This is a genomic window from Streptomyces sp. NPDC104307 (genome assembly GCF_055584045.1).
In genome coordinates, this window is record NZ_JBVJMU010000024.1 from 14,660 (window position 1) to 32,345 (window position 17,686).

Consider the following 17,686-nt stretch of genomic DNA (forward strand, 5'->3'; position numbering starts at 1 on the left):
GCCCGTCACTTGGCGTCCGAGTACCGCCGCACCACCGCCGTGGTGAACGGGAAGCGCACCGGTGTCTCACCGAAGGCGATCCGGCCGGCCAGTTCTCCGGCGGCCCGGATCGCCTCCACCACCGTCTCCGCCTCCTCCAGGGGGCAGTGCACGATCACCTCGTCGTGCTGAAAGAAGACCAGTTCGGCCCGGAGCCCGGCGGCGGTGAGCGAGCGGCGCAGCGCGGCCAGCAGCAGCAGCGCCCAGTCGGCGGCGCTGCCCTGCACCACGAAGTTGCGGGTGAAGCGGCCGCGGGCACGGGCGTTGGACGAGGCGTAGCCGGGCGTGAAGCCGCCGTCCGCCGGGGGGCCGGAGCCCTCCCCGGGGGGATCGTCGCCGCCCTCCTGCGGTATTCCGGCCTCCCCGTCGTCCCCGCTGCCGACCGCCGGCGGGCTGGTCCGGCCGAGCCAGGTCCGTACGAGACGGCCCTCCTCGCCGGCCTTCGCGGCGTCGTCCACGTAACCGACGGCATGCGGGAACCTCCGGCGCAGGGCGGCCAGATTCTTCAGGCCGTCCCCAGAGGTCTGGCCGTAGACGGCACCGAGCAGGGCGATCTTGGCGTGGTCGCGGTCGCCGTGGAAGGCGCGGTCGGACAGCGCGGTGTAGAGGTCGCCGTCGTGGCCGGCCACCTCCATCAGGCCCCGGTCGCGGGAGATCGCGGCGAGCACCCTCGGCTCCATCTGGTCGGCGTCCGCGACGACGAGGCGCCAGCCCTCGTCGGCGACGACCGCCCGCCGGATCACCTTGGGGATCTGCAGCGCCCCGCCGCCGTTGGTCGTCCAGCGGCCGCTGACCGCGCCTCCCGGCTGGTACTCGGGGCGGAAGCGGCCGTCGCGGACCCAGTCCTGGAGCCAGCTCCAGCCGTGGGCCGTCCAGATCCGGTACAGCTTCTTGTACTGGATGAGCGGCCGCACCGCCGGATGGTCCAGCCCCTCCAGCTCCCAGCGGCGGGTCGACCTCACCTTGATCCCGGCCTGGGCGAACGCCCGCACCACGTCGCCGGGGAGGTCCGGGCGGACCCGGTGGCCGAAGGCGGCGGACACCTCGTCCGCCAGCTCGGCCAGCCTGCGGGGCTCGCCGCCCGCGTACCGCTCGCCCAGCAGCTCCTGGAGGACGTCGCGGTGGACGTCGGCCCGCCAGGGCAGCCCCGCGCGGTGCATCTCGGCGGCGACCAGCATTCCGGCCGACTCGGACGCCGTCAGCAGCCGCATCCGGTCCGGCCGGGCCGTGGCGTCGTGCCGGGCGAGCTGGTCCGCGTACACCTGGAGCAGGGCGTCGAAGGGCAGCTCCGTGCCGGAGCGGGGTTCGAACAGGGAGGACTGGGAGCCGGGCACCGCATGGCGCGGCGCCGGATCGGGCGGCACCGGGGCGCGCAGCAGCCGGGCGTGGGCGGCGGCCGCGGAGCGGGGTTCGCCCAGTCGGCCCTCGTGTCCCAGCAGGAGCGACTCGGCGGCCTCGATGTCGTAGCAGCGCTCCACACGCACCCCGGCGGTGAGCAGCCGGGGGTAGATCTCGGTGGTCGAACGCCACACCCAGCGGGTCACTCCGGGGCGGCTGCGGACGGCTTCCGCCAGGTCGGGTTCGGTCACGGCCGGGGCGGTGGGCAGACCTGCGGCGTCCAGCGGGACGAGGCGGGCGCCGCCGCCCTCCGTGGCGGCTACCGCCCAGCGTTCGGTCATATGGCCGAGTCTGGCACTCCCCACTGACAGCGCGAGGCGGCTGGCACGGGCGGGTCGCAGCCGGGAAGATCGACACAGACCCTGCTCCGGGCCCCGGAGCACCCACCGAGGGGACAGACGCGTGGAAGCGATCGTTTTCGAGGAGTTCGGCGGACCCGAGGTCCTGCACCCCGCCCGGGTCGAGGACCCGCACCCCGGCCCGGGGCAGGTGCGGGTGAAGGTCATGGCCGCCGGGGTGAATCCGATGGACTACAAGATCCGGCGCGGCTGGATGCGGGAGATGGTCCCGACATCGCTCCCGGCGATCCCGGGCGTCGAGTTCGCCGGAGTGGTCGACCGGACGGGGGAAGGGGTCACCGGTGTCGAGGTGGGCGACGAGGTGCTGGGCCGCAGCGTCACCGGTTCCTACGCGGAGTACGTGCTGGCCGACGCCACCCGCGTCGCGCCCAAGCCGGCCGGGCTGAGCTGGCAGGACGCGGCCGCGCTGACCATCGCGGCGGACACCGCCCAGCGCGTCCTGGACGAGCTCGCGGTGGGCGCGGGCGACACGCTGCTGCTGCACGGGGCGGCCGGAGCCGTCGGATCGGCCGCGGTGCAGTTGGCGGTGGCCCGGGGTGCGACGGTGATCGGTACGGCGTCCGCCGCCAACCACGACTACCTGCGGGTGATCGGCGCGACCCCGGTGGAGTACGGGGACGGGCTGGTCGGCCGGGTCCGCGAAGCCGCTCCCCAGGGTGTGGACGCGGTCTTCGACGTGGCGGGGCGCGGTGCGCTGCCGGACTCCATCGAGCTGCGCGGCGGCACCACGGACCGGATCGTCACCATCGCGGACCCGGCGGCGGCCGAGCACGGCATCCCCTTCTCCGCAGGTTCGCCCGGGTCTGCGGAGCAGTTGGCCGAGCACGCCCGGCTGGCGGCGGACGGCGAGCTGCGGGTGCCGGTCGAGCGGGCCCTGCCGCTGGTCGACGCGGCCGACGCGCAGCGGCTGAGCGAGGCGGGGCACGTACGGGGGAAGCTCGTCCTCCTGCCGTGAGCCGTTCCGGGCGGGCCGCGCCTGGCTGTGAGCCGTTCCGGGCGGGCCGCGCCTGGCTGTGAGCCGTTCCGGGCGGGCCGCGCCTGGCTGTGAACCGTTCCGCGCGGGCCACGTCTGGCTGTGAACCGTTCCGCGCGGGCCACGCCTGGTGATCGGCCGAGTTCATCCACAGGCTGTGGATGAACTCGGCCGTCTCCTCGGCCTCCGCCGCCTCCGCCGAACCCGCCACGCCTACCCTGACCTCATGGAACCGGTGATCGACCAGGCATTCGCGGCCGCCCTCTACTCGGACGGCGACGCCGGTCTCGACACCGGAGCCTCGCTCCTCGCCGCGGACCCGGCGAGCGACGGCGAGCTGCTGCGGCGTGGCGAGGAGTTCGTCCGGCGGGCCTGGGAGCGCGGCTGGCTGCCCGCCGATCTCGTACGGCTCGTCCGCCGCGAACTCGACGAGCACGGGGCCGCGCTGGCCGCCGGGCTGATCGCCTCCGAGGTGCGGCGGTACGAGCGGCTGCCGCCCCGCTGGCAGTCCCAGCTGGACGAGCTGCCGCCGGCGCCGCAGCCGGGCCGGCCCGACCGGTTCTCGTACGCCTCCGCGTTCCTCGGGCTCTGCCGGCTGCTGCTGCGGCTGCCCGCCATCGAACCCGTCGGGCCCCCGCCCGGGGCGCCGCGCGACCGGCTGAGCATGCCGCCCGCGCACGACGAACCCCGCATGCTGACCCGGATCAGGGCGCTGCTGGCCAAGGCGGAGGCGACCGGGTTCCCCGAGGAGGCGGAGGCGCTCACCACCAAGGCGCAGGAGCTGATGGCCCGGCACAGCATCGACGAGGCGCTGGTCGCCGCCCGTACTCACAGCGACCGCGCGCCGGGCGCCTGCCGGATCGGGGTGGATGCCCCGTACGAGACGGCGAAGGCGATCCTGCTCGACGCCGTCGCCTCCGCGAACCGCTGCCGGGCCGTGTGGAACAGCGACCTCGGCTTCTCGACGGTCGTCGGCTTCGAACCGGACCTGGAGGCCGTGGAGCTCCTGCACACCTCGCTGCTGGTGCAGGGCACCGTGGCGATGACCAGGGCGGAGGCGGGCCAGCGGGCCGGCGGGCGCAAACGGACCAAGACCTTCCGGCAGTCCTTCCTGATGGCGTACGCCCAGCGGCTGGGCCGCCGGCTGGCGGAGGGCACCGCCCGCGCCACCGCGGAGGCCGGCGCAGAGGGGGCCGCGGCCGGACCGTCCAATGGGGCGGACCCCGGTCTGCTGCCCGTGCTGGCCGCCCGCGACATGGCGGTCACGGACACCGCGGAGCGGATGTTCCCGCAGACCACGACCACCCGGGTGCGGGGTGCCGTCGACCCGGACGGCTGGACCCACGGCACGGCCGCCGCCGACCGGGCCCGGATGGGCGCGGACACCCCGGAGATCCCCGGCCGGGGCCGCCGGACCCCGCGCACGTAAACCCCGGCGGACCCCACGGCCGTAAACCTCGCCGGACCTCGCGTACGTAGCCCCGGAAGCCTCGCCGGACCCCGCGCACGTCACTTCAGCAACCCCGATATCTCAGACAACTCGGGCATAACGCCAAATCCGGCTAGGCTCTCGGCATGAGCTGGCTCCGGGCGCTGAAGGAGACCGCCCGCTCGGGGCTGACGATCGAGCGGCGGCGCCTCGAACCGCTGATCGCGATCCGGGGCGCGGTCGGTCTCGCCCTGGTGATCGGGGTGACCCTGGCCCTGTTCGGTCCGGTGGTCGCGGCCGGCGCCGCCTTCGGCGCGTTCCAGGCGGCCATCGCCACCTTCCAGCGCAGCTGGCGGCCCCGGCCGGTGCTCGCCCTGGTCTCCGGCGCGAGCCTCGCCGTCTCCACGTTCCTCGGCTACGTCACCGGCTCCCATCTGCCGGTCTTCATGCTCCTGCTGGTGCTCTGGACCTTCGTCGCCGGCCTCGCCTGGGCGGCGGGTCCGACCGGCGGCATCATCGCCGCGTCCAATGTCGCGATCATGCTGGTGACGATCACCCTGCCCACCTCCGTCGCCCAGGCGGCCCTGCACGGGGCGGTGATCGCGTTCGGCGGGGTCGTCCAGGCGGCCCTGATCGTGGTGTTCCCGGTCCGCAGATGGGGCGCCCAGCGCGACGCGCTGGCCGACGCGCTGGCCGCGGAGGCGGACTACGCCCGCAGGCTGCGCCACGACCCGGTCGCCCACTTCGACCCGCTGCCGCTGATGGAGGCCCGCAGCGCAGCCGCCGTCACCCCGCGCCAGGCCCGCCGCCGCCCGGCCGAACTGCACGGATCGCGCGGGGTCGCGGAGCGGATCAGGCCGGTGCTCGCCTCCCTCGCGGACCCGGCCATGGGCGTACCGGCCGAGGGCCCGGAGCGCGACCGGGTCCGTGAGCTGCTCGCCGCCGCCGGATCGCTGCTCGACGCGGCGGCCAGGGCGATCCGGCACGGCGATCCGGTGCGGCTCCCCGCGTCCGCGGTCGCCGCGCTGAAGACCCCCGACACCGGGTCGCTGCTCGCCGGCCCGCCGCTGCGCGCCGCCGACCGGCTCGCCGCCCTGCTCTCCGACGTGATCGAGGCGGCAGAGGGCGACGGGACCAAGGAGGAACGGGCGCAGGCGGAAAGGTCCGCCGACGTCGTCGCGGCGAGCCGGGGCCGGCGGCAGCCGGACCACCAGCGGCGCCCCACCCTGCTGCGGCTGGTCCCGGTCGTGATCGGTTCGATGCGCCGCGAGCTGCACCCCGGCTCACCGATCCTGCGGCACGCCATCCGGGTCTCCGCCGTCGCCGCCGGCGGCTACCTGCTGGGCACCGTGCTGCCCTACGGCCACGGCTACTGGGCGCCGATGACGGCCGTAATGGTGATGCGGCCGGAGTTCTCCCGGACGTACGAACGCTCCGTGGCCCGGTTCGGCGGCACCGTCGTCGGGGTCTTCGTCGCCACCCTGATCGTGCAGACCGCCACCCCGGGAGTGGGGCTGTCCGCCGCGCTCGCCGTGGTCTGCGCCCTGCTGATGTACCTGCTGATGCGCACCGGCTACGCGGTCGGCCAGGCCTGCGTCGCCGCGTACGTCGTCTTCCTGCTGGGCATGGCGGGCGACGACTGGTCGCAGACCGTGCTGGAACGGCTCGTCCTCACCCTCGGCGGCGGCCTCCTCGCGATGGTCTCGTACGCCGTCTACCCGGCGTGGGAGACCCCTCGGCTGCGCAACCGGCTCGGTGACTGGCTCAAGGAGGACGGGCGGTACGCCGCCTCGGTCGTCGACCAGTACGCCGATCCGGCGGACCGGGGCCACGACGACGTGCGCGAGGCGCTGCTGCGCACCAGGGCGGCCCGGGTCGCCTGGCAGGAGGCGGTGGCCACCGCCCAGCACGAACCGGTGCGCCACCGGGGCCTGTCGCACGCCGCGGCCGGTGACACCCAGCACGCCCTGTCCCAGCTCGGCCGGGTCGCCATGCTGATGGAGGCGCACCTGCCGGAGGGCGGCGCCACCCCCGTACCGGAGGCCGGTCCGCTGGCCGAGGCGTTGCGCCGGGCCACGGACCAGGGCGCGAAGGCGGTGCGGGAGCGGCGGGTGCCGGACTGGGGGCAGGTGCGGGACGCGCTGGCGGAATGGGACGAGCGGGAGCGGCTGCGCGACGGAGTGGCGGACCCGGTCGTGCGCAACGGGGCCGGTCTCCTGCTCGACGCGCTGGAGGAGTTCTCCCGGGGCCTGGACGACGGCCCCCGGCCCGGGGCGACCGGCGCGCCCGCCGGGCCGGCGGACTGAGGGCGCGGCCAACTGCCGCGCGGAGCCGGGTGTTACGGGGTCGGCAGTCCGGGCAGTCCTTCGAGCGGGTCGGCGTCGGTCTTGCCGAGGGAGTCCTTGGTCCCGCCGTCCCACGAGACGACGAGGACCTTGCCGTCGTTGGACTCGACGGTTCCGGCGGTCCGGTCGGTGTCGCCGTCGGCGCACTTGAGCGCCAGCTGCACCTTGTCCGTGCCCTTCGCACTGCCCGAGCAGACATGGGAGTCGGCGACGACGACGGCCTTGCCGTGCGCGACGGACAGCACCACGGCCTTGCCGTCGGTCTGCCCGGCCCAGGCGCCCTCCAGCGCCTTGAGGCCGTCGGTGGACGTGCCGCCGCCGTCCCCGCCGCCCGCAGCGGAGCCGTCGCTGTGGTCAGGCGCCGGCGCGGAGGCGGAACCGGAGCCCTTGCCGGAGTCGGAGTCGGGCTTGTCGTTGTCACTGCCGCAGCCGGTGAGCGCGAGCGCGGTCAGCAGGCCGGTGGCGACAACCGCACCGGTACGTACGAGTTTGCGCATCGGGAATTCCCCCTGGATGACGAAAGACCATCCAAGCTACCAGTGGGTCGCAACGGGCTTCGGCCGGTCAACTCGGGGAATCGGGAGCGGAACGGGCCCGTCGTCCGTCTCTCTTAAGAGCTCTCTTACGGGCTCTCGCTCACGAGAAGCTGTAATCAGGGGAACACCCCGCGTGCACGTGCATCTGCTCATGCATCCGCTCATGCATAGGAATTTGAACACAGCTATGATCCGAGACAGTTGACACTTGCACCTTGCAACTCGGGGAGCGTCCTGTGCACCACGTGTACAACGGCATGGCGGCGACAGAGCTCCGCGGAGTCGCCTGGCAGAAGAGCAGACACAGCAACTCCCAGGGATCCTGCGTGGAGTTCGCGAAACTGCCCGATGGAGATGTGGCGATGCGTAATTCGCGGCATCCCGACGGGCCGGCGCTGGTCTACACGCCGGCCGAGATAGAGGCGCTGCTTCTCGGCGTCAAGGACGGGGAGTTCGACCACCTCATCGCGGAGGGCTGAGCTCCGCCCCCGCGGCGGGTCACACCGAGTCGGACAGCCGGAAGAGCGCCCAGACGACCTTTCCGCGCAGTGCCGCACCGGAGGAGGCACTGTCCGCGCCCAGCGCGGGCGAGGGGTGCCAGCCCCAGGAGTCGCTGAAGGACTCCACCAGGAACAGCCCGCGGCCCGATTCCGCGGAGTCGGGGGCCTGCGACGCCACCGGGCTCGACTGGCTCGGGTCCCGTACCGCGCACACCAGCCGCGAGGTCCAGCGCATCAGGTGCAGCCGTACCGGCGGGTCCTGTGATTCGCGCGGGACGTCGGAGGGCAGCGCGTGCCGCAGGGCGTTGGTGACCAACTCGGAGACCACCAGGGCGACATCGTCGAACCGCTCGCTGAGACCCCAGCCGGTCAGGGTCGATCTGGTGAACTGCCTGGCCCCGCCCACGGCCTCGTAACGGGCGGGCAGGGTGCAGGTGGCCGATCCGGAGACAGCGGAGGGATCGATGGGGGGAAGCCCCTGCCGTAACGGCTCGAAATCGAGCATCGTCGATCCATTCGTCCCCATGCGAGGCACTCCCGGGATTCGCGGCTGTCTCGGTACTGCGGTACTCGGGTACAGCGGCACAACACGAACGAGCACGCAGGTGCGCGACGCCCATGGTTCCGAATGCGCAGGGCAGATGCAAGGGCAGATGCACGTGCACGCGCCTGACCTGTCCGACCCCGTGCCGGTTCTGGCTCATTTCTTCCCGGGGGCAGTTTTGGAGTCTTGGGCAAGTCTTCTCATTTCCGTAATCGAATGAGTACGGGCTGAAGCGTTTTGATGGCAGAATCCGCCCCTGGGGTTCAGGGGGAGCCCCGATGCCAGGGAAGCGATGGGGAGGGTTGGACCAGTGGCGGCAGGCGAGTCGAGTGGATCCGTGGTGCGGCGCATCCTGCTGGGCTCACAGCTCAGACGGCTGCGTGACTCGCGCGGTATCACCCGTGAGGCGGCCGGCTACTCCATCCGGGCTTCCGAATCGAAGATCAGCCGCATGGAGTTGGGACGGGTGAGCTTCAAGGCCAGGGACGTCGAGGACCTGCTCACGCTCTACGGCGTCACGGACGAGGCGGAGCGTGAATCCCTGCTCGGCCTGGCCCGTGAGGCCAACGTGGCGGGCTGGTGGCACAGTTTCGGCGATGTGCTGCCCGGCTGGTTCCAGACGTATATCGGTCTGGAGGGAGCGGCCTCGCTCATCCGGATCTATGAAGTCCAGTTCGTCCACGGCCTGTTGCAGACCGAGGGCTACGCCCACGCGGTCGTCTCCCGGGGCATGCGCGGCGCCCCCGCCGCCGAGATCGACCGCCGGGTCGCGCTGCGGCTGGAGCGCCAGAAGGCGCTCGTCGCGGAACGGGCTCCACGCTTCCACGCGGTGCTGGACGAGGCGGCGTTGCGCCGTCCGTACGGCGGGCGCGAGGTGATGCGCGAGCAATTGCGGCATCTGCTCGAAATGTCGGAACAGCCGAACGTGACTCTCCAGGTGATGCCCTTCAGTTTTGGCGGGCACGCGGGTGAGAGCGGTTCCTTTACGATGCTGCGATTCCCGGAATCCGATCTGTCGGACATTGTCTATTTGGAGCAGCTGACAAGTGCGCTCTATTTGGACAAGGCCGAAGAAGTCGCCCAGTACGAAAAGGCGATGGTGCGGCTCCACGCGGACAGCCCGGGTCCCGAGGAGAGCCGGGATCTGCTCCGTGGTCTACTCCAACTCGCCTGATCTTTCAGTACCATGACATCCCCACAGGAGTCTGCACCTGAGTTAAGGGATCGCATGTCCTTCTTCCACGAGCTGGCCGGCCAGTACATCGACGGTGAATGGCGCACCGGGACCGGCTCGTGGGACATCATCGATTTCAATCCCTACAACGGGGAAAAGCTCGCGGCCATCACCATCGCCACCGCCGCGGAGGTCGACCTCGCCTATCGCGCCGCCGAGCGCGCCCAGCGGACCTGGGTCACCAAGAGCCCGTACGAGCGCGCCCAAGTGATGGAACGGGCCCTGCGCATCACCGAGGAACTGGCCGACGAGATCGTCGAGGCGATCATCGATGAACTGGGCGGCACCCGGGTCAAGGCGTGCTACGAACTGCGCGCCGCCCAGGAGTTCCTGCGCGAGGCCGCCCGTCAGGCGCTGGTCCCCGGCGGCCGGATCCTGGCCTCTCCGGTGGACGGCAAGGAGAACCGGCTGATCCGCCGGCCCGTCGGGGTCGTCGGTGTCATCAGCCCCTTCAACTTCCCGTTCCTGGTGGCGATGAAGTCGGTCGCGCCGGCCCTGGCGCTCGGCAACGCGGTCGTCGTCAAGCCCAACCAGAACGCCCCGGTGGCCGGCGGCGGACTGGTCGCGAAGATCTTCCACGACGCGGGGCTCCCGGCCGGACTCCTCAACGTCCTGGTCACCGACGTGGCCGAGATAGGCGACGCGTTCATAGAGCACCCCGTCCCCAAGGTGATCTCCTTCGCCGGTTCCGACCGGGTCGGCCGCCATGTCGGCGCGACGGCGGGCGCGCTCTTCAAGCGCACCATCCTCGAACTCAGCGGCAACAGCGCCCTGGTGGTGCTCGACGACGCGGACATCGACTACGCGGTCGACGCCGCCGTCTTCAGCCGCTTCGTCTACCAGGGCCAGGTCTGCATGGCCGCCAACCGCATTCTGGTGGACCGGTCCGTCGCCCCCGAGTTCACCGAGAAGTTCACCGCCCGGGTGGCGGCGCTGCGGACCGGTGACCCGCGCGACCCGGAGACCCAGATCGGCCCGGTCATCAACACCTTCCAGGCCGACGCCCTGACCGCGCTGGTCGACCAGGCGGTCGCAGAGGGTGCCACGGCGCTGGTCCGGGGCCGCACCCGGGGCAACCTCGTGGAGCCCACCGTGCTCGCCGGACTCGCGGAGGACTCCCCGCTGCTCTCCCAGGAGATCTTCGGCCCGGTGGCGCTGCTGGTCACCTTCGACGGCGAGGCGGAGGCCGTACGGATCACCAACGACAGCCCGTACGGGCTCAGCGGCGCCGTGCACACCGCTGACGTGGAGCGCGGGGTGCGGTTCGCCCGGCGGATCCGCAGCGGGATGTTCCACGTCAACGACGCCACCGTCCAGGACGACCCGCTGGTCGCCTTCGGCGGCGAGAAGGACTCCGGGACGGGCCGGCTGAACGGCGACGCGGCGGTGGACGCCTTCACCACCCAGAAGTGGATCTCGATCCAGCACGGCCGCAGCGTCTTCCCGTTCTGAACCCGAGCGTCTTTCCGCTCCGGACCTGAGCGTCTTCCCGCTCCCGACCGGAGTGTTTTCCGGGTCCGAATCACGCACCGCTACTCTCATCAAAGTTGAGTAGAGAGGTGTGTGGGTATGTCCGCGATCCGGCTGCTGGTCCTGTGTGCCGTACGGCAGCACGGCCGGGCGCACGGCTATCAGATCCGCAACGACCTGGAGTACTGGGGCGCCCACGAGTGGTCCAGCGCCAAGCCGGGCTCGATCTACCACGCACTGAAGCAGATGGCGAAGCAGGGCGTCCTGATCGCCCACGAGGTCGCCCCGAGCACGGCCGGCGGCCCGCCGCGCACCGAGTACGAGATCACCGAGCAGGGTGACGCGGAGTACTTCGCGCTGCTGCGCGCGGCGCTCACCTCGTACGACCAGAAGCTGGACGTGCTCTCCGCGGGGCTGGGCGGCATCGTCGACCTGGAGCGGGCGGAGGCGGTGTCGCTGCTCAAGGAGCGGGTGGCGGGTCTGGCCAGGTGGCGGACGTCGGTCACCGAGTTCTACACGCCGGAGGCGGGCCCCGAGTCGATCGGCCACATCGGCGAGATCATGAACATGTGGGTGCACTCGGCGGACGCGGGCGCCGAGTGGACGCGCGGGCTGATCGCCCGGATCGAGGGCGGCGCGTACACCTTCGCGGGTGAGGGCAAGCCGTTCGTCGGCGTACTGGCCGAGGGCGAGGAGAACCCGTACGCGACCGGTGTGGCCGACCCCGGGGACGCTCACTAATCAAGTTTGACGAATGGGGTGCGGGCGGCTACCTTTCCCTCGCTAGTCAAGTTTGACTACGAGAGGGTGTGACGATTTTGACCGACGCGATCGTCGTCGAAGGAGTGCACAAGCGATACGGCGCGAAGCGGGCCCTGGACGGTCTCGACCTCGCGGTCGCCCGCTCCACCGTGCACGCGGTGCTCGGGCCCAACGGCGCCGGAAAGACCACCTCGGTCCGCGTCCTGTCCACGCTGCTGCGGCCCGACGCGGGCCGGGCCCAGGTGGCGGGGTACGACGTACGGCGGCAGGCGGGCCGGGTCCGGCGCCGGATCGGGCTGCTCGGGCAGCACGCGGCGGTCGACGAGCGGCTCGGCGGCCGGCAGAACCTGGAGATGTTCGGGCGGCTGTACCACCTGGGCGCCCGCCGGGCGGGCGTCCGGGCGGACGAGCTGCTGGAACGGTTCGGGCTCGCGGACACCGGCCGCAAGGCGGTCGCGGCGTACAGCGGCGGCATGCGGCGCCGGCTCGACCTGGCCGCCTCACTGATCACGGACCCGGAGGTGCTCTTCCTGGACGAGCCGACGACCGGGCTCGACCCGCGCGGCCGGGCCGAGGTGTGGGCGGCCGTGCGCTCCCTGGTCGGCGGCGGCACGACCGTACTGCTGACCACCCAGTATCTGGAGGAGGCCGACCGGCTCGCGGACCGTATCTCGCTGATCGACGGCGGACGGGTGGCCGCGGAGGGCACGGCCGACGAGCTCAAGGCGAGGGTCGGCGGCGACCGGATCGACGTCGTCGTCCGCGACGCGGCGGATCTCGACCGGGCGGCCGGGCTGCTGCCCGGCGGCACGGTGCTGGACCGGGACCGAGGGCTGGCCGGCGCACCGGCCGGGGACCGGATGGCGACGCTCACCCGGACCGTACGGGCGCTGGCGGAGGCGGGCATCGAGGCGGAGGACATCGCGGTGCGCCGGCCGACGCTGGACGAGGTGTTCCTCTCCCTGACCGGACACGGTCCGGACGGCGTGGAGGTGGCTCCATGAGCGCGGTGGGCTGGGCGGTATCGGATTCCTGGACCATGACCCGGCGCGAACTGGCGCACTGGGCGCGGCAGCCGTTGCAGGTCTCCGTGGGGCTGGTCTTCCCCGTGATGCTCCTGCTGATGTTCAACTACCTGGTCGGCGGCGGCCGGGGCGTCGAGGGCGACACGGCCGAGTACCTGGTGCCCGGCATGCTCGCGCTCACCATGGCCTTCGGCCTGGAGTCGACGATGCTCGCGGTCACCCAGGACCTGAACAAGGGGGTCGTGGACCGGTTCCGTTCGATGCCGATGGCCTCCGGCGCGGTGCTGGTCGGCCGGTCCGTCGCGGACATGCTCCAGTCGGTGGCCGCGCTCGCCGTGATGGGCGCGGTGGGGTACGCGATGGGCTGGCGGTGGCACGAGGGGGCGGCCGCGGCGCTGGGGGCGGTGGGGCTGCTCCTGCTGCTGCGGTTCGCGATGCTGTGGCTCGGCATCCTGCTGGCGCTGGTCGCCGGACGGCCGGAGATGGTGCAGGCGGTGCAGATCCTGGTCTGGCCGGTCGGCTTCCTCTCCAACGTGTTCGCGGCGCCGGAGTCGATGCCGGGCTGGCTGGGCGCGGCCGTCGAGTGGAACCCGATGTCGGCGACGGCCACGGCGGTACGCGGCCTGTTCGGCAACCCGGGCGGCGGCGGTGACTCCTGGGCGTCCGCCCACGCCGAACTCCTGGCGATTCTCTGGCCGTTGGCGCTGCTGGCGGTGTTCTTCCCGCTGGCGGTACGGCGGTTCGCGAGGCTCAGCCGCTGAGCGAATCCAGCCCGTCCGGCCACCTTCGCGGACCGGGCGGACCGGGCGGACCCGGCAGATCCAGCCCGTCCGGCGTTTGAGGACGGAACCGGTGACCGGCCGGGACCGGTGCCGTCGCGTACGGGCCGGGACCGGCGCGGGCTCAGTGGTGGAACGACGTCGCCGCCCCGTGGTCCCGGCTCAACGGATGGTCCTGCGCACGCAGTTCGGGCAGCAGCAGCCGCAGGTCCTCCAGCAGCAGCTCCGCGAGGTCGGAGGAGAAGCCGTTGCGGCAGACGATCCGCAGCACCGACAGATCCTCCCGGTTGGCCGGGAACGTGTACGCGGGCACCAGCCAGCCCCGCTCGCGCAGCCGCCGGGACACGTCGAAGACGTCGTACGCCGTCACCTCCGGCGCGGTCGTCAACGCGAACACGGGCAGCTGGTCGCCCCGGGTGAGGAGGCGGAAGTCGCCCAGGGCCTCGATCCGTTCGGCGAGACCGCGCGCCACGTCCCGGGACGCCTGCTGCACGGCCCGGTAGCCCTCCCGGCCCAGCCGCAGGAAGGTGTAGTACTGCGCCACCACCTGCGCGCCGGGCCGGGAGAAGTTCAGCGCGAACGTCGGCATGTCCCCGCCCAGGTAGTTGACCCGGAAGACCAGCTCCTCCGGCAGCTCGGCGGGCGAGCGCCACAGCGCCCAGCCGACCCCCGGGTAGACCAGCCCGTACTTGTGCCCGGAGGTGTTGATCGAGGAGACCCGGGGGAGCCGGAAGTCCCAGACCAGGTCCTCGTCCAGGAACGGCGCGACCATCGCCCCGGACGCGCCGTCCACGTGGACGGGGATGTCAAGGCCGGTGCGCTCCTGGAGGGCGTCGAGGGCGGCGCAGAGCTCCTCGATGGGCTCGTACGAGCCGTCGAAGGTGGAGCCGAGGATGCCGACCACGCCGATGGTGTTCTCGTCGCAGAGATCGGCCGCCGCCTGCGGGTCGAGGTGGAAGCGGTCGCCCTCCATCGGGACCAGGCGCGGTTCGACCTCCCAGAACGTGCAGAACTTGTCCCAGCAGACCTGCACGTTGACGCCCATGACCAGATTGGGCCGGGCGGTCGCCGGATAGCGGTCGGCGTTGCGCAGGGCCCAGCGGCGCTTCAGCGCGAGCGCGGCCAGCATGCAGGCCTCGCTGGAGCCGGTCGTCGAACAGCCCACCGCCGTCGCGGGGTCGGGGGCGTTCCACAGGTCCGCGAGCATCGCCACGCAGCGCCGCTCCAGCTCGGCGGTGCGCGGGTACTCGTCCTTGTCGATCATGTTCTTGTCGCGGCACTCGCCCATCAGCACCCCGGCCTGGGGTTCCATCCAGGTGGTGACGAAGGTGGCGAGGTTGAGCCGCGAGTTGCCGTCGAGCATCAGCTCGTCGTGGACCAGGCGGTACGCGGTGGCGGGCGGCAGCGCGCTGTCCGGCAGCTTGTGCCGGGGCGGCGCCGACTCCATCCCGGCCGTCGGATCGGCCTCCCCGAAGAACGGGTTGAGGGCCAGCCTGCGCTGCTCTGCGGACGGTTCGCTGCGGGGTGAGCCCTGGTGGAGCGGCATCGCCGGCCTGCCCTTCATCGGTTCCTGGCCGCGAGGCCGTACGAATCAGACCTTACGGACACTCCGGGCGTCGGGCGCGGCGGGCGGGTCCGCCCGGGTCACCGCAGCGGTGTGCCGTCCTCCTTCAGCTGCATCTGCGGACGCCCCGTCACCAGCAGCCAGGCCGGGAGCGTGGCGACGCAGAGCAGCGGGAGCAGGTTCATGTCGGAGGCCAGCACCGCGGCCGTGAACAGGCTGAGCCAGCCCTGCCGGGTGACCGCCAGCAGCACCCCGAGCACCCCGCACGTCACCGCGACGGCCACCGGCACCCCGTCGACCAGGGCGTGGGCGCACAGGCCGAGCGCCACGCCGACGAACACGGCCGGGAAGATCCGCCCGCCCCGGAAACCACAGGTCGCCGCGATCAGCAGGGCCGCGGCCTTCACCACGGCCATGAGCGCGAACCGCCCCGCCGACCAGCCGTCCGGGTCCGCGGCCAGCTCCTTCACCTCGTCCAGCCCCTTGAACAGGGTGAGATGCCCGCCCAGGGCGCCGAGCAGCCCGAGCAGCAGCCCGCCCAGGGTCAGCGCCAGGACCGGGTGGGGCAGGGCGCGGAAGGCGCGGTGCACGTAGGGGAAGGCGTACACCGCCGCCAGCCCCAGCACCGCCCCGGCCGAGGCGATCACGACGGCGGCGAGCAGGTCGCCCCAGTCCGTGTGGGTGTAGGCGGGCAGCGCGAGGTCGAAGCTGGGGTGGGCGGCCAGCGTCATGGTGAGGGAGCCCGCCGCGCCCGCCGCGAGCGGCCCGAAGAGCCGGTCCCAGAGCGCGCCGGGTCCGGGCTGCGAGGCCAGTGTCTCGGTGAGGATCAGCGCGGCGGCGACGGGGGTGCCGAACAGCGCGCCGATGGTGCCGGCCGCGGCGAGCGCCACCCACAGCTCGGCCGGGGCGCCCGGCGCGAACCGGCGCCCCGCCCAGAAGGCCAGTGCGATGTTGGCTGCCACGATCGGGTTCTCCGGGCCCAGGCTGACCCCGCCCGCCAGTGCCACCACCGTCACCAGCAGCAGCCCCGGCACCACGCCGGGCGGCAGCGGCGGATCGACCAGGCCCATGGTCGCCGGATCGGGACCGGCCCGGCCGGGCACCGCCCGGACGACCAGCCCGGCCACCAGCCCGATCGCGGTGAGCATCACGATCATCCACAGCGAGGAGTACCGGCCGATCGACAGCGCGTCGGGCAGCGTCTCCCAGAGGACGTCCTGCAAGCGGTCCGCGAGCAGACTGACCCCGAGCAGTACGAGGGCCGAGACCACTCCGACGGCGAGCGCGGGGACGAGGAGCGGCAGCAGCCTGCGTGCGGGGGCCGGTTCGGCGGAGACAGCGGAATCGGTGGACATCGGCTCACCATAGCGACGCAAAAGCCGTATAACCCTCAACGTCAACGCGGGCCGCCGGGAGTAGCCGGAGGCGCGGTTACGGGGGGACGGGGTGCCCGCCCCCGTAAGGCGTTCAGAGCCTGCTGATCACCGCGGCCGTGCCGTACGCGCAGACCTCGGTGCCCACGTCGGCGGCCTCCGAGACGTCGAAGCGCATCATCAGCACCGCGTTGGCGCCCCGGGCCTTCGCCTGCTCCACCAGCCGTTCCATGGCCTGGTTGCGGGTCTCGACGAGCGTCTTGGTCAGCCCCTTCAGCTCGCCGCCGATCATGGACTTCAGCCCGGCACCGATCTGGCTGCCGAGGTGCCTGGACCGCACGGTCAGGCCGAACACCTCCCCGATGACCTGGGTCACCTGGTGGCCCGGCACGTCGTTGGTGGTGACGACCAGCACATCGGCCTGTGCCGCCTGGCCGCCGCCGTAATCCTCAATGCCCATGGTGTGGCACCTCCTGACACCGAGTTTTGCCCCGGTTCGCCCGGTGTGCATCTCCACGGGGGCCGGTGGAACCCGGAGGCGCTCCGCCGCGTTGATAGCTTTGGGCGGCCACGCAGCCGTCATCCACCACATCCTGGAGCCCGGACCCTTGAATACGCTTGCGCTCGGACCGAGCTGGCTGGACCCGGACTATCTCATCGGCGAGTTCGGCCTGATCGGTGTGCTGGCCATCGTCTTCGCCGAATCCGGTCTGCTGATCGGGTTCTTCCTGCCCGGTGACTCCCTGCTGTTCACCACGGGTCTGCTGGTGACGACGGGCAAGCTGCACACCCCGTTGTGGCTGGTCTGCATCCTGGTCGGGCTGGCCGCCGTCATCGGTGACCAGGTGGGCTATCTCTTCGGCCGCAAGGTCGGCCCGTCGCTCTTCAACCGTCCGGACTCCCGCCTCTTCAAGCAGGAGAACGTCGAGAAGGCCCACGAGTTCTTCGAGAAGTACGGCCCCAAGTCGCTGATCCTGGCCCGCTTCGTGCCCGTGGTGCGGACGTTCACGCCGATCATCGCCGGGGTGAGCCGGATGAACTACCGCTCGTTCATCACGTTCAACATCATCGGCGGCGTCCTGTGGGGCGTCGGGGTGACGCTCCTGGGCGCGGTCCTCGGCAAGATCGAGTTCGTGCACAAGAACATCGAGGCGATGCTCGTCCTGATCGTGCTGATCTCGGTGGTGCCGATCGGCATCGAGTTCCTGCGCGCCCGCGGCAAGTCGAAGAAGGAAGCGGCCGCCGCGCGGGACGACGAGGGCGAGGACCCGGCCGCCGGTGGCTCCACCGGCACCGGCCGTCGCGGCCGTCACGCCAAGCGCTGACGCGGCGTCCGCCCCGCCCCCGCTCCCGGCC

16 protein-coding genes are annotated in these 17,686 nt (G+C 72.2%); 10 read left to right on the forward strand and 6 right to left on the reverse strand.

Features of this window, described 5'->3' with window-relative positions:
• Positions 1–5 precede the first annotated feature (5 nt).
• Positions 6–1,718: a bifunctional 3'-5' exonuclease/DNA polymerase gene (locus ACZ601_RS36170; protein WP_469545866.1), complete on the reverse strand. Its 1,713-nt coding sequence runs from the start codon at positions 1,716–1,718 to the stop codon at positions 6–8.
• A gap of 121 nt (positions 1,719–1,839) precedes the next feature.
• Between ACZ601_RS36170 and ACZ601_RS36175 the strand changes: the two genes are divergently transcribed.
• The 3 genes from ACZ601_RS36175 (at position 1,840) to ACZ601_RS36185 (ending at position 6,504) form a co-directional block, all read left to right on the forward strand.
• Positions 1,840–2,751, forward strand: a complete 912-nt coding sequence (locus tag ACZ601_RS36175; protein WP_440577200.1) for an NADP-dependent oxidoreductase — start codon at positions 1,840–1,842, stop codon at positions 2,749–2,751.
• Positions 2,752–2,995: 244 nt separating this feature from the next.
• Positions 2,996–4,198 (forward strand): DUF2786 domain-containing protein, encoded by a 1,203-nt coding sequence (locus tag ACZ601_RS36180; protein ID WP_469545869.1) that lies wholly within the window; start codon positions 2,996–2,998, stop codon positions 4,196–4,198.
• 146 nt (positions 4,199–4,344) lie between these two features.
• Positions 4,345–6,504 (forward strand): FUSC family protein, encoded by a 2,160-nt coding sequence (locus tag ACZ601_RS36185; protein ID WP_469545871.1) that lies wholly within the window; start codon positions 4,345–4,347, stop codon positions 6,502–6,504.
• 32 nt (positions 6,505–6,536) lie between these two features.
• On the opposite strand, the gene ACZ601_RS36190 is transcribed toward ACZ601_RS36185, so the two are convergent.
• Complete coding sequence (locus tag ACZ601_RS36190; RefSeq protein ID WP_469545874.1) at positions 6,537–7,040, reverse strand: hypothetical protein; 504 nt, start codon at positions 7,038–7,040, stop codon at positions 6,537–6,539.
• Positions 7,041–7,315: 275 nt separating this feature from the next.
• Here ACZ601_RS36190 and ACZ601_RS36195 point away from each other — a divergent pair, with 275 nt between their 5' ends.
• Complete coding sequence (locus tag ACZ601_RS36195) at positions 7,316–7,558, forward strand: DUF397 domain-containing protein (RefSeq protein ID WP_073733643.1); 243 nt, start codon at positions 7,316–7,318, stop codon at positions 7,556–7,558.
• A 19-nt stretch (positions 7,559–7,577) separates the two neighbouring features.
• Here ACZ601_RS36195 and ACZ601_RS36200 read toward each other — a convergent pair whose 3' ends face one another.
• Positions 7,578–8,105 carry an ATP-binding protein gene (locus ACZ601_RS36200; protein WP_469545877.1) on the reverse strand — a complete coding sequence of 176 codons (528 nt, stop codon included), beginning with the start codon at positions 8,103–8,105 and terminating at the stop codon, positions 7,578–7,580.
• 310 nt (positions 8,106–8,415) lie between these two features.
• On the opposite strand from ACZ601_RS36200, the gene ACZ601_RS36205 reads away from it, so the two are divergent.
• From ACZ601_RS36205 to ACZ601_RS36225, 5 genes are all read left to right on the forward strand, one after another.
• Positions 8,416–9,297: a helix-turn-helix domain-containing protein gene (locus ACZ601_RS36205; protein ID WP_469545879.1), complete on the forward strand. Its 882-nt coding sequence runs from the start codon at positions 8,416–8,418 to the stop codon at positions 9,295–9,297.
• Between the two features lie 54 nt (positions 9,298–9,351).
• A complete protein-coding gene (locus ACZ601_RS36210) occupies positions 9,352–10,809 on the forward strand; it encodes an aldehyde dehydrogenase family protein (RefSeq protein ID WP_469545881.1) in 1,458 nt (485 codons plus the stop codon).
• A gap of 117 nt (positions 10,810–10,926) precedes the next feature.
• Positions 10,927–11,568, forward strand: coding sequence for a PadR family transcriptional regulator (locus ACZ601_RS36215; protein WP_469545884.1), 642 nt, complete (start codon positions 10,927–10,929; stop codon positions 11,566–11,568).
• A 77-nt stretch (positions 11,569–11,645) separates the two neighbouring features.
• On the forward strand, positions 11,646–12,593 hold the full coding sequence (locus ACZ601_RS36220; protein WP_469546016.1) for an ATP-binding cassette domain-containing protein: 948 nt from the start codon (positions 11,646–11,648) through the stop codon (positions 12,591–12,593).
• On the forward strand, positions 12,590–13,375 hold the full coding sequence (locus tag ACZ601_RS36225) for an ABC transporter permease (RefSeq protein WP_469545886.1): 786 nt from the start codon (positions 12,590–12,592) through the stop codon (positions 13,373–13,375). The genes ACZ601_RS36220 and ACZ601_RS36225 overlap by 4 nt, the downstream gene beginning before the upstream one ends.
• 142 nt (positions 13,376–13,517) lie before the next feature.
• On the opposite strand, the gene ACZ601_RS36230 is transcribed toward ACZ601_RS36225, so the two are convergent.
• The 3 genes from ACZ601_RS36230 to ACZ601_RS36240 form a co-directional block, all read right to left on the reverse strand.
• Entirely contained in the window at positions 13,518–14,939 is a 1,422-nt protein-coding gene (locus tag ACZ601_RS36230; protein ID WP_469546018.1) for a glutamate decarboxylase, read from the reverse strand.
• A gap of 98 nt (positions 14,940–15,037) precedes the next feature.
• Positions 15,038–16,312: an ion channel protein gene (locus tag ACZ601_RS36235; RefSeq protein WP_469545889.1), complete on the reverse strand. Its 1,275-nt coding sequence runs from the start codon at positions 16,310–16,312 to the stop codon at positions 15,038–15,040.
• Between the two features lie 112 nt (positions 16,313–16,424).
• Positions 16,425–16,790, reverse strand: coding sequence for a YbjQ family protein (locus tag ACZ601_RS36240; protein WP_393340295.1), 366 nt, complete (start codon positions 16,788–16,790; stop codon positions 16,425–16,427).
• 148 nt (positions 16,791–16,938) lie between these two features.
• Here ACZ601_RS36240 and ACZ601_RS36245 point away from each other — a divergent pair, with 148 nt between their 5' ends.
• The gene (locus ACZ601_RS36245; protein ID WP_469545892.1) at positions 16,939–17,655 is read left to right on the forward strand and encodes a DedA family protein; all 717 of its coding nucleotides are present in this window, start codon (positions 16,939–16,941) and stop codon (positions 17,653–17,655) included.
• The last annotated feature ends 31 nt before the right edge of the window (positions 17,656–17,686 follow it).